Genomic DNA, 14,065 nt, shown 5'->3' with positions numbered 1-14,065 from the left:
TTGAATCCCCCTTCGTACTCTTCGCGTCCTTTGTGGTGACAAAATCGTTTTCTCATAAACAAATAAAGGAGTCGACCAATGCAGACCAAGATCCTGCTCCCTGAAGACCATATCCCGAAACAGTGGTACAATGTTATTCCCGACCTGCCGGGGACGCTGGCACCGGTGGTTCACCCGGTGACGATGCAGCCGGTATCGCCGGACGATCTGCTGCCGCTCTTTCCGATGGGGCTGATCGAGCAGGAGGTATCGACGCAGCGCTGGATCGACATCCCCCGTGAAGTGCTCGACATCTATCAGCTCTGGCGACCGTCGCCGATGTATCGTGCCCATCGGCTCGAAAAAGCGCTCGGCACCGCATCGAAGATCTATTACAAATACGAAGGAGGCTCTCCGGCCGGGTCGCACAAACCGAACAGCGCCATCCCGCAGGCCTACTACAATAAAATTTTCGGCACCAAACGCATCGCTACCGAGACCGGTGCCGGCCAATGGGGTTCGTCGATCTCGCTCGCCTGCCAGATGTTTGGCCTCGAATGCACGGTTTATATGGTCAAGGTGTCCTACAACCAGAAACCGTACCGCAAGAGCATGATGCAACTGTGGGGAGCGAATGTCATCCCCTCGCCGTCGAACCAGACCAACGCGGGGCGGGCGATCCTCGCCGCGCATCCCGACAGCAACGGCTCGCTCGGTATCGCTATCAGCGAGGCGGTCGAGGATGCTATTGGGCGCGAGGATACCCGCTATGCTTTGGGCAGTGTGCTCAACCATGTCTGCCTGCATCAGACCATCATCGGCCTGGAGGCGAAGGAGCAGATGGCGCTGGTCGGTGACTATCCCGATGTCGTCATCGGCTGTCACGGTGGCGGCTCCAACTTCGCCGGCATCAGTTTCCCCTTCGTCGCGGACAAGGCGGCGGGTAAGAACGTGCGTGTCCTTGCTGTCGAGCCGGCCAGCTGCCCGACGCTGACCCGGGGGGTTTACGCCTTCGACTACGGCGACACTGCCAAGATGGCACCGGTGGCGAAGATGTACACCCTCGGTCACGATTTCATGCCGCCGGGGATTCATGCCGGTGGCCTGCGCTATCACGGTGCCTCGGCGCTGGTCTCACAGCTGGTGCACGAAGGTGTCGTCGAGGCGAAGTCGGTTCATCAACTCGCCTGTTTCGAGGCGGCGGTCCTTTTTTCCCGCAGTGAGGGGATCATCCCCGCCCCGGAATCGAGCCACGCCATTCGTGGCGCCATCGACGAGGCGTTGCAGGCCGATGAAGAAGGGAAAGAGAAGACGATTCTCTTCAATCTGTCCGGTCACGGCCACGTCGACATGCAGGCCTATGACGATTTCTTCGCCGGCAAGCTGACCGATTATGACTATCCGGAAGAAGCGATCAGGGAATCGCTGGCGCAGCTGCCCAAGGTGGGGTAGTTTTGCAGCAGTCCACCCTGACGGGGTTTGCTTATGGTGCGTGTTAAAATCTGCGGTATCACCAACCTTGAAGATGCCCGCCACGCAGTCGCCTGTGGTGCCGACGCCCTCGGTTTTGTGTTTTACCCCGGCAGCCCCCGCCATGTTTCGCCGGAGCGGGCGCGCACGATTATCGCGGCACTGCCGCCGTTGGTGACGCCGGTCGGTCTGTTTGTCAATGAGACCCCGGAACGGGTGCGGATGATCGCCAAAGTCTGCGGGCTTGAGGTGATTCAGTTGCACGGTGACGAGCCGCCGACTGCGTGCGATTATGCGCCGTTGCGGGTGATCAAGGCGCTGCGGGTCGCGGCTGCCGCGAGTATCGCCGGGCATGAAAAATACCGCACCGCCGCGCTGCTGCTCGATGCCTGGTGTGCGGACAGTTATGGCGGCACCGGCAAAAGTTTCAATTGGGAGCTGGCCGCCGAGGTTGCCGGCCAGCGCCCGGTGATCCTCGCCGGCGGCCTGACCCCTGAAAATGTCGCGGCGGCGATCCGTACCGTGCACCCCTACGCGGTCGATGTTTCCAGCGGCGTTGAGCGATCGCCGGGGCAGAAAGATGCAGCGAAGGTGGCGGCGTTTATCGCCGCCGCCAGAGCAGTGTCACCGTAAGCCAGGGTCTGCCGGGTTTTGGTTGGCGAATATCGTACCCCTTAAAATAAAGAAAACGGCATGCAGAGTCGAGAAGAGACATTATCCGTGTTGCGTGATCAGAAGGTTGTGCTGGAAGCCCGTTATGGAGTGACGGCTCTGGGGGTTTTCGGTTCAGTTGCGCGCAATCAGGCCACGGCAACGAGTGATATCGATATCGTGGTGCAGATGCGCGAGCCGAATCTTTTTACTCTGGTGCATGTCAAGGAGGAGTTGGAGGAGGCTTTGCACGAACGGGTTGATCATGTCCATTATCGGGAGCGGATGAATGCGTTTTTGAAAAGCCATATTGATCGTGAGGCGATCTATGTTTGATGTTGCGCTGGTGCGGGAAATATTGCAGCAGATTCTTGAGGCAAGCCGGAGAATTGAACGACGTTTTTCCGACATCAATGTGGCGGATGACTTGGTGTACGGCAACGTGATTTTCAAGTAAAGGATTCAATTTATGTACAACTTGCCGGATGAACGCGGCCATTTTGGCGAATTCGGTGGCCGCTACGTCGCCGAGACGCTGATGCCAGCACTGATCGAACTGGAAGCCGCCTATCGCGTGGCGCTGGACGACCCGCAATTCCACCGCGATTTTTCCTATTATCTCAAAGAATATGTCGGTCGGCCGAGTCCGCTCTATTTTGCGGAGCGGTTGACAGCAAAGCTTGGCGGGGCGAAAATCTATCTCAAACGCGAAGACCTGAATCACACCGGCGCGCACAAGATCAACAATACCGTGGGGCAGGCGCTGCTGGCGCGGCGCATGGGGAAGAAAAAGGTGATCGCCGAAACCGGGGCCGGTCAGCACGGGGTGGCGACGGCGACGGTGGCGGCGCTCTTTGATCTGGAGTGTGAAGTTTTTATGGGGACGGAGGATATCCGTCGCCAGTCGTTGAATGTCTTTCGCATGAAACTTTTGGGGGCGAAAGTCAACCCCGTCACCAGCGGCACCAACACCCTGAAAGACGCTATGAACGAGGCGTTGCGGCACTGGGTTACCCATGTGCGCGACACCTTTTATGTCATCGGCACGGTCGCCGGACCGCACCCCTATCCGCAACTGGTACGCGATTTTCAGGCGGTGATCGGCGAGGAAACAAAGCAGCAGATCCTTGCCGCTGAAGGGCGCTTGCCCGATGTCGCGCTGGCTTGTATCGGCGGTGGCTCGAACGCCATGGGGATGTTTTACCCCTTCATCAAAGATCAGGCGGTGCGGTTGATCGGGGTCGAGGCGGCCGGACTCGGTGTTGACACCGGCAAACATGCGGCCAGTATTGGTGCCGGTGCGGTCGGGGTGCTGCACGGCAACAAGACTTTCCTTTTGCAGGACGCTGACGGGCAGATCAATCACGCGCATTCGATTTCCGCCGGGCTCGATTACCCCGGAGTCGGACCGGAACACGCCTGGCTGCACGAGTGCGGTCGCGCCGAATATGTATCGATTACCGACCAGGAGGCGCTTGATGCGTTCCAGCTGCTGACCCAGCTGGAAGGGATCATCCCCGCGCTCGAAAGTGCCCACGCGATTGCGCACCTGATGAAACTGGCACCGACACTTGACCGCGACGCGATTATCGTCGTTTGTCTCTCCGGGCGCGGCGACAAGGATATTCACACCGTCGCCGACGCGATGAATTTTGAACTTTAACTGAAAGGACCGCGAATCAACCTGTCTGCATAGCGGGGTGATTCTCCAGCACATGAAGTTTACCGAACTTGATTTACCCACTGAAGTATTGCAGGGCATCGCCCAGACCGGATTTACTGACCTGACCCCGGTGCAGGAAGAATCAATCCCGCTGGCGCTGCTCGGCAAGGATGTCGCCGCCCAGGCACAGACCGGCACCGGAAAAACAGCGGCATTTCTGATTTCACTCTTCAGCCGCTTCCTCCAGCGGCCCAAGCCGACCGGGATTCACCCGCGCGCGTTGATTATGGCGCCAACCCGTGAACTGGTGGTGCAGATTTGCGACGATGCCGAGAAGCTGGGCGCGTTCTGCCCCTTTAAGGTGCAGCCGATTTTCGGTGGCGTCGATTACGATAAGCAGCGCCAGGCTCTCAAAGATGGCGTCGACGTGATCGTGGCCACGCCGGGGCGGTTGATCGATTATGCCAAACAGGGGGTCTTCTCCTTTAAAAATGTCGAGGTGGTGGTCATCGATGAGGCTGACCGGATGTTTGACATGGGGTTTATCAAAGACTTGCGTTACATTCTGCGTAAGCTGCCCCCCTTCGATCAGCGCCAGACGATGCTTTTTTCCGCAACGTTGTCGGCACGGGTGATGGAGCTTGCCTACGAGTTCATGGACCTGGCCGAGAAGGTCAGTATCAAGCCGGAGCAGGTGACGGCGGATCGAGTTGAACAGCTACTCTATCACGCCTCCCGCCGCGAGAAATTTGCGCTGCTGATCGGGTTGATGAAGAAGGAAAACGGCCTGGAGCACGTTTTACTCTTTGTCAATACCAAGAAAGAAGCGGAGTACCTGGTCGATCGTCTTAAAGTGAACGAGATCAAGGCAGCGGTCATTTCCGGTGATATCCCGCAACGCAAGCGGATGAAGATACTCGATGATTTCAAAGAAAACCGGCTGCATTATCTGGTCGCCACCGACGTAGCTTCGCGCGGTCTGCACATCGATGGTGTGACCCATGTGGTCAACTATGACCTGCCGGAGAATGCCGATGATTATGTGCATCGCATCGGGCGGACCGCCCGCGCCGGAGCGTTCGGCAAGGCGATCAGCTTCGCCGATGAAGACACGGTTTATTACCTGCCGGAGATTGAAGAATACATTGGCAGCAAAATCCCCAGCTGCATGCCCACCGAAGAAGATCTTTGCTGGGACTACAAACGGACCCCACGACGCAAAACAGCTCCCCCTGAGCGCGGCGGTGCGCGCGGTCACAGTCGCGGCGGGCGGGGCGCTGTGGCAAAGCCGGCGGATAAGCCTCCGCGCAGACGACGAACGTCACATAAAAGAACTGGCGGGACGCCCCCGCCGAAAAGTTAGTCGAGGATGGACCTTCGGCTGACCGGACTGGCCGGGTGCCGCGTGTGCACACGGCTCTGCGCTTATCTGGACAAGCTGCCAGCCAGACGGGGCTGGAGCCGCGGCGACTATGTGAACGGGCCGGTACCCGGTTTCGGCGATTCCCAGGCGCGGGTGGGGCTGGTTGGTTTGGCACCCGGTGCCCACGGTGCGAACCGCACGGGGCGGCCCTTTACCGGTGACGGCGCGGGTGATTTTATGTATCCGCTCCTGCACCAGGTCGGGTTTGCCAGCCAGCCGGAGGCGATTGCGGCCGTCGACGGATTGCAGTTGAACGACCTCTACATTACCAATGCGGTAAAATGTGCGCCGCCGGAGAATAAACCGAGCGCCGCCGAGTTCGCTGCCTGTCGATCATTCTTGAAAGCCGAATTCGCCTGCATGCCGCAGTTGAAGGTAATTGTTTTGCTCGGGCAGGGGGCGTTTACCAGTTATTTACGGATGCTCAAGGCTGACCGGGTAATTGATCGACTGACCGATTTCCCTTTTGCTCACGGTGCCGTATATCGTCCGCGTTGCGGGCCGGTGCTGGTTGCGAGTTATCACACCAGCCGTTACAATGTCCAGACGGGGCGAATGACTGCTCCGCTTTTTCTCGCATTGCTGGCGCAGGTGCGGGAATTACTCGACGAGGAAAGTGGCGCAGAGAAAACGGTTGAAAAGCCTCTGTCATTGAATTAGACTGACGAAATTTACTGGAAAATGGTCATACCATGAGTCGTATCGCGACAACATTTGATGAACTTCGCGCGCGGGGTGAAACGGCGCTGATTCCGTTTATTACTGCCGGAGATCCGTGCCTGGCGACGACCGGCGAGCTGATTCACGTCCTGGTTGAGGCGGGAGCTGATCTGATCGAAATCGGGTTTCCGTTTTCCGATCCGATGGCCGATGGGCCGACGATTCAGGCGGCTTCGGAACGGGCACTGGCGGTGGGGACGACGCTGCCGAAAATTTTGGCGATGGTGCGGACAGCGCGGGAACACACCAATGTGCCGATTATCCTGATGGGCTATTATAACCCCATCTTTCGCTATGGCGGCGAGCGCTTTGCCAAGGACGCTGTTGCCGCCGGGGTCGATGCGCTGTTGCTGGTCGATTTGCCCCCGGAGGAAGCGGCGGAGTTGCAGCCGTACATGCGCGCCGCCGGGCTTGAGCTGATCACCCTGCTGGCCCCGACAACCCCGCCGGAACGACGGCTGAAACTTGCGTCTCAGGCCGAAGGGTTTATTTATTATGTGTCGATGACCGGAGTGACCGGAGCACAAGCGGTCGATGCTGCCGCGATCGCCACTGAGGTGCAGCAGATCAAGGCCTCCTGTTCCACCCCGGTTGCTGTCGGTTTCGGTATCACCACTCCGGCGGACGCCGCTGCGGTCGGGGCCTTTGCCGATGCGGTGGTCGTTGGCAGTGCGTTGGTCAAAATTATTGCCGCCGGGGGCGATACGTCGGCATTAACGAAGCAAGTCGCCGATTTTATTCGCGAACTGAAAAGTGCCTTGCTGGCCTGAGCAACTGATCCCGGTGCTGGACAAAGGCACTTTTTACTGGAATGTACCGCTAACAGGGGTGTTATGAAGGTTCAGGTCCTGGGAAACTTCGGCTCCCGTTCGCCGGGGCATTATACGACGGCGTTGCTACTCAACGACACGTTTGCGGTTGATGCCGGAACGGTGGCGCTGATGTTGCCGATCGACCAGCAGGTCAGGGTTGATGATGTGCTGTTGACGCATGCCCATCTCGATCACGTTGCCGATTTACCCTTTCTGGTCGATAATGTTTTTATTTCGCGTTCCACGCCGATTCGGGTTTGGGGACCCCCGCAGGTGCTGGATGTGGTGCATAAACATTTTTTCAATAATCAGGTTTATCCTGATTTTACCGTCATTCCCTCGGGCAAGCCTGCGGTCAAGCTTTGTCCGCTGGTTGCCGGGGCGGTCGCGGAAATAGCCGGGCTGAAAATCGCATGGGTGGAAATGAACCATACTGTCTACGCTGCCGGTTATTGTATTTCCGATGGGCATGCGACCATTCTGGTTTCCGGTGATACGACAACGACAGAGGCATTGTGGCGGATGGGGCATGCGGTGGCCAACCTGAAACTGGCCTTTGTGGAGACGTCGTTTCCCAATGATATGGCGGCATTGGCAAACCTTAGCGGTCACCTGACTCCGGCATTGCTCAAGGAAGAACTTGCTAAACTCGATCGACCCGAAGTGCCGGTTCTGATTTCACACATCAAACCGCAGTTTCGTGAGCAGATTCATCGTGAACTACACGCGCTTTGTCTGCCGCAAGTCAGCATTCTCACTGGGGGAGAAGAGTTCACTTTATGAGCTCGCCCCTGATTTCGAAAATGAGGTAAGAGAATATGTCCTGGTTTCATATCAAGAAGGCACCGATCGAGTCGGTTGAAGCAAAGAATGTCAGGATGCCCGAAGGGCTCTGGACGAAGTGCAAAAACTGCAATGAGATTATCTACAGCAAGGAAATTGAGCGCAATCTCAATGTGTGCCCGAAGTGCACCTATCATTTTCGCATCAGTGCGCGCGAGAGGATTGCATTAACGGTCGATGAAGGCTCGTTTGTCGAGATGGACGCCGCGATGGAGTCGACCGATTTCCTCAATTTCAAAGATGCAAAAAAATACAAGGACCGGATCAAGACGGCGGTTAAAAAAAGTGGTGGTGGCGATGCGGTGATCTGCGGCGAGGGGATGATTCACGGTGTCCCGGCGGTTCTGGCCGTTTTTGAATTCGGTTTCATGGGGGGGAGCATGGGCGCGGTTGTTGGCGAGAAAATCACCCGCGCCATCGAACGGGGGCTGGCGAATCGCGCCCCGGTGCTGATCTTTTCTTCGTCCGGCGGGGCGCGGATGCAGGAGAGTATTTTATCGCTGATGCAGATGGCCAAGACCAGTGCGGCGCTGGCCAAATTGAAGGCGGCCGGGATCCCGTTTCTGTCGATTCTGACCGATCCCACCACCGGTGGGGTCACCGCCAGCTTCGCCATGCTCGGGGATCTGAATATTGCCGAGCCCCGTGCGTTGATCGGTTTTGCCGGCCCGCGGGTTATCGAACAGACGATCCGCCAGAAACTCCCCGAAGGATTCCAGCGCAGCGAATATCTGCTCGAACACGGGATGGTCGACATGATCATTCCGCGGGCGGAAATGAAAGAGCGTCTCGCCCAGATTCTGCGTGTTTTCACAAAGAGCTGACCGGTGACCGGTCAGCGGAGTCTGGAGTATCTGTACGGGCTGCAGCGGTTCGGAATCAAGCTGGGGCTCGACAATATCCGGCAACTGCTGCTCCGGCTCGACCGCCCCGATTCTGCTTTTCCGATCATCCACATCGCCGGGAGCAACGGCAAAGGCTCTGTTGCCGTGGCGCTGGCGACAATGCTGCGCCTGTCGGGCTACCGGGTCGGTCTCTATACCTCCCCCCACCTCCATCATTTCGGTGAACGTATTCGGGTCGACGGTGTGCCGTTGGCGGTAGACGATCTGGTGCGTCTGACCGATCGCTTGCGCGCACAGGTCGGCGACCTTCCCGTCACCTTCTTTGAGCTGACCACCGCCATGGCGCTGACCCGCTTTCGCGAGTGCAATGTCGATATTGCCATCCTCGAAGTCGGCATGGGGGGGAGACTTGACGCAACCAACGCGGTTACCCCGCTGCTGTGTGCGATTACGCCGATCTGCCTCGACCATGCGGCCTATCTCGGTAACGATCTGGCCACGATTGCCGGCGAAAAAGGCGGGATTATCAAGCCCGAAATCCCCGTGGTTCTGGGGAAACAACCGCCGCTTGCAGAACAACGACTCAGGGTGTTGGCGGCGCGGCAAGGTGCCCCGCTGTTGTGTTACGGCGAGGATTATCGCGTGATCGACACGGGTGAAACTTTCACCTGGCAGGGACCGGGGGGGACGCTGGCGGGGTTGACAGCGGGGCTGGCCGGAGCGCATCAGCGGGACAATCTGGCGCAGGCCCTGTGTCTCGCCGCGCTGCTCCGCGAGCGCGGTTTTTCCCTCGCCGCTACGCAGCTGCGCCGCGCGGTCAGTGAGACGGTCTGGCCGGGACGTCTGGAGTGGGTCGATGGCGCCCCCGGCGTGTTGATCGACGGTGCCCATAATGCAGGGGGTGCCGCGACTTTGGCGGCCTATCTGGCCCGGCACGGGGCCAGGGTGCACTGGGTGGCCGCGATCAAGGCGGACAAGAACTGTGCGGAGATTATCGTGCCACTTTTGCCCTTTGCAGCGTCGGTGATCTGTCCGCCGTTGCCGGTCGAAGCCGGTATCGACCCACAGGCATTGAGCGCCGCAGTGACGGGGTACGGAACTTCTTCCCACACCGCTTTGGATGTTGCCGGAGCACTCGCTGCAGCCCAGGCAGCCTGTTGCGAAAACGAGATTGTTCTGGTTGCCGGATCCCTTTTTCTGGCCGCCGCCGCGCGTGAAATTTTGATTGGAACCGAGGCACGATGCGCCTGAAAAAATATCTTTTCATGGGTGGGCTGATGTGTGTTGCGCTGCTGCTTTTCATTGTGCCAGCGGTGAGCGCAGCAGACGAAGGTGCCGTTGCCCTCTCCGCTGATACCCTCGATTTTGACCGCGAGGCGGGGGTTTACCAGGCACGGGGTGATGTGCAGTTGAAATATTCCGGGATGGAGATGACATCCCGGGAAATGATCTGGAATGCGGAAACTCGCGAGGCTCAGGCGCGCGGAGCTGTTGCGTTGCGAGACAGTACCACAGAGCTGAACGCCGAGCGGGTCACACTGCGTCTCAACGACAAGACCGCGTCAGTAACGAACGGTCGGCTGAAATTTTTAGGGAGCGGGGTGCGGATCAGCGGTGATCAGATCGAAAAGACCGGTGAAGCGAACTATCTGATAACGAATGGCACCTTTACCGCCTGTCCCGGCGACCCTCCGGCGTGGAAATTTTCGCTTGATGAACTGGATGTGACGGTCGGTGGCTATGCGGTTGGCAAACATGGTTTTTTCTATCTGCGTGACATTCCGGTTCTCTACCTGCCATATCTGTTCTACCCGGTAAAAAGTGAACGTGAATCGGGGTTTATGCTGCCCGGATTTGGTTTCTCGGACCGCAAGGGGTATCAGTTGTCACTGGCCTGGTACCAGGTCATCGGCCGGAATCTTGATGCCACCTTCTCGGTTGATTACTTCTCGCGGCTCGGTTACGGCAAGGGGGTGGAATATCGTTATCTGCTTGGTCGTGACAACAGCGGCGAAGCGCGTCTTTACCATGTCAATGCCACCAACGCCGCCGCCGATAATCGTTACGCCGGGAGCTGGCGTCATCAGGGGGTATTGCCCGGCCAGGTACGGTTAAGCGCTGATCTGCATTACGTCAGCGCAAACGATTTTTATGCTGATTTTGGTGAGGCGGCGGGCGATTACAACCGTGCCCAGCTTGAATCAACCCTTTATGCCGGGCGGACCTGGGGACTGTTGAACCTCTCCGGTGGTTTCAATTATCTGCGCGACCTGGAGAACGATAACGACACGACTGTGCAACGTTTGCCGGAGATGCGGCTGGCCGCCATTCGCCGACAGCTTGCGCGGACACCGCTGTGGTGGCGTTTTGACGGAGAGACAACCTACTTCTGGCGTCGCAGCGGGATGAAGGGGCTTCGTCTGGGGGTGCGCCCGGCGCTGGCGACAGTGGTTCGACCGGGAGGTTTTTTTACCTTCGAGAGCGAGGTCGCCTGGCTGGAGCGCGTCTATCAGACCTCGGCAGCCGGTCCCGGTGCGGAACATCAGGGGGTGTTTGACGGGCGCATGGCGCTGAGTACGCGCTTGCTCCGGGACTTTTCCCGTCCCGGCTCGTCCCTTGGTCTGCTCCGCCACGAAATAGAACCAGAACTGAGCTATCACTTTATTCCGGATGATGATCAGTCACACCTCCCCGATTTCGACACTAATGACCGGCTTGAGCCGCGCAATCGGTTGCGGTTCAGTCTTACCAACCGGGTGGCGGGGCGTTTCAGTCGTGAGCAGGGAAACAGCTGGCGGGAACTGTTGCAACTTCGGCTGGCACAGGAATTTGATCTTAATGAAAAGCGTCGTGAGCCGCAAAGTGCGAACGATCAGCGCCGCCCCTGGTTGCCGCTGGAGATGGAGGCGCTGCTGCGGCCAACCGATTTCAGTTTTATCGATCTTGACCTTGCTTACGATCACTCTGCCGAGCAAGGCGGTTTTTACAAAAAATTCGCCGCGTTCAACCTGCGCGGCGAACTCCACGCTGCGGGCGAAAACCGGTTGAGTGTCGAATACCGCTATTCCCGCGACGCGCTGGAATATGTGGGAGGGGAAGTGGCGTTCGACTGGTTGCAACCGCTGCTGCTGACCTATCGTCATCGTTACGCGCTGGACAACAACCGGACCCTGGAACGGTTCGTTGCCGCCGAGTATCGCGGCGAGTGCTGGACGTTGCGGCTGTCGTTGCGCAACCGTCCCGATGATCGCAATATATACCTGACGTTTGAACTGAGCGGTCTTGATGCGTTGAGCGATTTCGGCGGGTACTAGTCACTCAGCGCAAAATCTCAAAGCAATCGAATTCCCCGCGGTAAGCTTCCGGTTGAATGGTCAATTTATCGACCCGGGCGCTCGACGGTCCCACGTGCAGCCAGTCGAGGAGTTGCTTGACGGCTCTTTCCTCCCCCTCAAAACAAAGCTGAACGCTGCCGTCCGGCAGGTTTTTGACCCACCCGGCGACGCCGAGAGCCAGCGCCTGGCGGTAGGTGATATAGCGGAAGTTGACGCCCTGAACTGTTCCGGTCACGTTGACCGTGACGCGTTGTTTACTCATTTCGAGTCCTCCAGCCCTTCGATAAAGACCAGAAATTCCTCTTCGGTCATCACGGTGATCCCCAGTTGGAGGGCTTTGTCCAACTTGCTCCCCGCTTCCGTTCCGGCGACGACATAATCCGTTTTTTTACTCACCGAGCCGCTGGCGCGAGCGCCGCAGCGCTCGACCTTCTGTTGTGCTTCGGTGCGCCCCAGCTGGCTCAACGTGCCGGTAAAGACGAAAGTTTTTCCCAAGAGCGCTCCGCCTGCCCGTGGTGCTTCCTCTTGCGCGGCGACTCCGGCCTGTGCCAGGCGCTGCAGGATGGCGCGGTTGTCCGGATTGCGAAAGAAACTGACCACACTGGCAGCGACCTGGGGGCCGATTTCGTGGATGGTGGTCAACTCTTCCTCGGTCGCTGTGGACAATCTTTCCAGGGAGCCGAACTGGCGGGCCAGTACCTTGGCAAGATGCGCCCCGACGTTGCGAATACCAAGTGCGAAGAGGAACCGCTGCAGGGGGCGTTTTTTGCTGGCGGCGATGGCGGCCAGCAGCTTGTCGGCGAGGGTCTCCCCCATCCGTTCAAACCGGAACAGATCGTCGCGTTGCAAGGTGTAGAGGTCGGCGACGCTGGTTACCCGTTGCAGCTCCAGCAGCTGATCGATATAGCGCCCGCCGAGTCCGTCGATATCCATTGCCTTGCGACTGACAAAATGTTTGATCCTCTCCTTGAGCTGCGCCGGGCAGGCCAGCCCCTGACAGCGCGGCACGACTTCGTCGTTAAAACGTTTTACTGGCGCTGCACAGGCCGGGCAGGTTGCCGGTTCGGGGAGGGGGCGCTCGCTGCCATCACGCCTGTCGGTCAGCACCTTGACGACATCGGGAATTACATCCCCGGCGCGTTCGACCAGCACCCGGTCGCCGATACGGACATCGAGCCGGGCAATTTCATCCCAGTTGTGCAGGCTGGCGCGTGATACGGTGACTCCGCTGATCTTGACCGGCTGAAGGACCGCCACCGGGGTAATCGCGCCGGTGCGGCCAACCTGCAACAGAATATCGTTGACCGTCGTTTCTGCCTGACGTGGCGGGAACTTTGCCGCAATCGCCCAGCGCGGCGCACGCGACGTCGCTCCCAGCTGACGTTGCAGGTTCAAGTCGTTAACCTTGATGACCATACCATCGATTTCAAATGCGAGGGCATCGCGGCTCTCGATCAATGCGCGGAAGTAGTCGATTGCCCCGGCAACGCCGACCGTTTTGCGCATGCCGGACAGGTTGACCGGCAGTCCCCAATCGTTGAGCAGATTGAGCAGGGTGTCATGGCGGGTTGGGGTGACCCCGTCGAGAGCACCGATGCCGTAGCAGAAGATCCGCAATGGCCGTTTGGCGGTGAGCGCCGGATCGAGCTGCCGCAGGCTCCCGGCCGCGGCGTTGCGCGGGTTGGCAAAGGTCGGCAGCCCCTCAGCGGTGCGTTCTTCATTCATCGTGCAAAAGGCGGCGGTATCAAAATAAATCTCGCCGCGTACTTCCAGCAGCGCCGGGTAGGGGGCTTCGAGCTGCAACGGCAGGGAGCGAATGGTGCGCAGGTTCGCGGTTATCTCTTCCCCGGTTACCCCGTCGCCACGGGTCGAGCCGACGACCAGCCGCCCGTGACGATAAACCAGCTCGACAGCGACGCCGTCGAGCTTCATCTCGCAGACATATTCAATCTCGTCGCTGGTGTCCAGCTGGCGTTTGACGCGCGCATCGAACGCGCGAATTTCGTTCTCGTTGAGCGCATTGTCAAGGGACAACATCGGTTGCTGGTGTCGCATCTGGGTAAACTTGTCAAGCGGCGGCGCGCCGATCCGGCGCGAGGGGGAGTCATCCGTTGTCAGTTGCGGAAACGCTTGCTCCAGCTCCAGCAGTTCACGAAAAAGCCGGTCGTAGTCGGCATCGCTGATTTCCGGGGTATCAAGGGCGTAATAAAGGCGGTTATGGTGATGAAGTTGTGTGCTCAGTTCAGCATGTCGGGCGCGGGCGGCAGCAATATCCATAATCATCGTCGTTTCACTGTGGGGTGCATGGGGTTGAAATTTTATAG

Annotated in this window: 13 protein-coding genes; 11 read left to right on the top strand and 2 right to left on the bottom strand. The window is 58.6% G+C overall.

Annotated elements, in window-relative coordinates:
• The first annotated feature begins 78 nt into the window (after nt 1–78).
• The 11 genes from K0A93_03850 (at nt 79) to lptD (ending at nt 11,720) form a co-directional block, all read left to right on the top strand.
• Complete coding sequence (locus K0A93_03850; GenBank protein MBW6511239.1) at nt 79–1,431, top strand: TrpB-like pyridoxal phosphate-dependent enzyme; 1,353 nt, start codon at nt 79–81, stop codon at nt 1,429–1,431.
• 33 nt (nt 1,432–1,464) lie between these two features.
• Nucleotides 1,465–2,082: a phosphoribosylanthranilate isomerase gene (locus K0A93_03845; protein MBW6511238.1), complete on the top strand. Its 618-nt coding sequence runs from the start codon at nt 1,465–1,467 to the stop codon at nt 2,080–2,082.
• A gap of 60 nt (nt 2,083–2,142) precedes the next feature.
• Nucleotides 2,143–2,436 (top strand): nucleotidyltransferase domain-containing protein, encoded by a 294-nt coding sequence (locus tag K0A93_03840; GenBank protein ID MBW6511237.1) that lies wholly within the window; start codon nt 2,143–2,145, stop codon nt 2,434–2,436.
• Nucleotides 2,437–2,569: 133 nt separating this feature from the next.
• Nucleotides 2,570–3,763 carry a tryptophan synthase subunit beta gene (gene trpB, locus K0A93_03835; protein MBW6511236.1) on the top strand — a complete coding sequence of 398 codons (1,194 nt, stop codon included), beginning with the start codon at nt 2,570–2,572 and terminating at the stop codon, nt 3,761–3,763.
• 52 nt (nt 3,764–3,815) lie between these two features.
• On the top strand, nt 3,816–5,126 hold the full coding sequence (locus K0A93_03830) for a DEAD/DEAH box helicase (GenBank protein ID MBW6511235.1): 1,311 nt from the start codon (nt 3,816–3,818) through the stop codon (nt 5,124–5,126).
• A 6-nt stretch (nt 5,127–5,132) separates the two neighbouring features.
• Nucleotides 5,133–5,846, top strand: a complete 714-nt coding sequence (locus tag K0A93_03825) for a uracil-DNA glycosylase (protein ID MBW6511234.1) — start codon at nt 5,133–5,135, stop codon at nt 5,844–5,846.
• 32 nt (nt 5,847–5,878) lie between these two features.
• Nucleotides 5,879–6,676, top strand: a complete 798-nt coding sequence (gene trpA, locus K0A93_03820) for a tryptophan synthase subunit alpha (protein MBW6511233.1) — start codon at nt 5,879–5,881, stop codon at nt 6,674–6,676.
• Between the two features lie 63 nt (nt 6,677–6,739).
• Nucleotides 6,740–7,501 carry a 3',5'-cyclic-nucleotide phosphodiesterase gene (locus tag K0A93_03815; protein ID MBW6511232.1) on the top strand — a complete coding sequence of 254 codons (762 nt, stop codon included), beginning with the start codon at nt 6,740–6,742 and terminating at the stop codon, nt 7,499–7,501.
• Nucleotides 7,502–7,536: 35 nt separating this feature from the next.
• Nucleotides 7,537–8,385 carry an acetyl-CoA carboxylase, carboxyltransferase subunit beta gene (gene accD / locus K0A93_03810; protein ID MBW6511231.1) on the top strand — a complete coding sequence of 283 codons (849 nt, stop codon included), beginning with the start codon at nt 7,537–7,539 and terminating at the stop codon, nt 8,383–8,385.
• Nucleotides 8,386–8,388: 3 nt separating this feature from the next.
• Complete coding sequence (locus K0A93_03805) at nt 8,389–9,657, top strand: bifunctional folylpolyglutamate synthase/dihydrofolate synthase (protein ID MBW6511230.1); 1,269 nt, start codon at nt 8,389–8,391, stop codon at nt 9,655–9,657.
• On the top strand, nt 9,648–11,720 hold the full coding sequence (gene lptD / locus K0A93_03800; protein ID MBW6511229.1) for an LPS assembly protein LptD: 2,073 nt from the start codon (nt 9,648–9,650) through the stop codon (nt 11,718–11,720). Before K0A93_03805 ends, lptD begins: the two co-directional genes overlap by 10 nt.
• Nucleotides 11,721–11,724: 4 nt before the next feature.
• On the opposite strand, the gene K0A93_03795 is transcribed toward lptD, so the two are convergent.
• Both K0A93_03795 and ligA read right to left on the bottom strand, forming a co-directional pair.
• Entirely contained in the window at nt 11,725–12,003 is a 279-nt protein-coding gene (locus tag K0A93_03795) for an acylphosphatase (GenBank protein ID MBW6511228.1), read from the bottom strand.
• Nucleotides 12,000–14,018: an NAD-dependent DNA ligase LigA gene (gene ligA, locus K0A93_03790; GenBank protein ID MBW6511227.1), complete on the bottom strand. Its 2,019-nt coding sequence runs from the start codon at nt 14,016–14,018 to the stop codon at nt 12,000–12,002. Before ligA ends, K0A93_03795 begins: the two co-directional genes overlap by 4 nt.
• Nucleotides 14,019–14,065 lie beyond the last annotated feature (47 nt).

It is taken from the genome of Desulfuromonadaceae bacterium (assembly GCA_019429445.1).
In the GTDB taxonomy this organism is placed as follows: Bacteria; Desulfobacterota; Desulfuromonadia; order Desulfuromonadales; family JAHYIW01; genus JAHYIW01.
Note: the sequence above shows the minus strand (reverse complement) of the source record. Positions and strands in the feature narration are given on the sequence as shown.

Excerpts from the sequence above, each read along its gene's own strand:
- accD (MBW6511231.1), top strand. The coding sequence starts at position 7,537 with ATGTCCTGGTTTCATATCAAGAAGGCACCGATCGAGTCGGTTGAAGCA.
- K0A93_03825 (MBW6511234.1), top strand. The coding sequence starts at position 5,133 with ATGGACCTTCGGCTGACCGGACTGGCCGGGTGCCGCGTGTGCACACGG.
- K0A93_03840 (MBW6511237.1), top strand. The coding sequence starts at position 2,143 with ATGCAGAGTCGAGAAGAGACATTATCCGTGTTGCGTGATCAGAAGGTT.
- lptD (MBW6511229.1), top strand. The coding sequence starts at position 9,648 with ATGCGCCTGAAAAAATATCTTTTCATGGGTGGGCTGATGTGTGTTGCG.
- trpB (MBW6511236.1), top strand. The coding sequence starts at position 2,570 with ATGTACAACTTGCCGGATGAACGCGGCCATTTTGGCGAATTCGGTGGC.
- K0A93_03815 (MBW6511232.1), top strand. The coding sequence starts at position 6,740 with ATGAAGGTTCAGGTCCTGGGAAACTTCGGCTCCCGTTCGCCGGGGCAT.
- K0A93_03830 (MBW6511235.1), top strand. The coding sequence starts at position 3,816 with ATGAAGTTTACCGAACTTGATTTACCCACTGAAGTATTGCAGGGCATC.
- K0A93_03850 (MBW6511239.1), top strand. The coding sequence starts at position 79 with ATGCAGACCAAGATCCTGCTCCCTGAAGACCATATCCCGAAACAGTGG.
- ligA (MBW6511227.1), bottom strand. The coding sequence starts at position 14,018 with ATGGATATTGCTGCCGCCCGCGCCCGACATGCTGAACTGAGCACACAA.
- K0A93_03845 (MBW6511238.1), top strand. The coding sequence starts at position 1,465 with ATGGTGCGTGTTAAAATCTGCGGTATCACCAACCTTGAAGATGCCCGC.
- trpA (MBW6511233.1), top strand. The coding sequence starts at position 5,879 with ATGAGTCGTATCGCGACAACATTTGATGAACTTCGCGCGCGGGGTGAA.
- K0A93_03795 (MBW6511228.1), bottom strand. The coding sequence starts at position 12,003 with ATGAGTAAACAACGCGTCACGGTCAACGTGACCGGAACAGTTCAGGGC.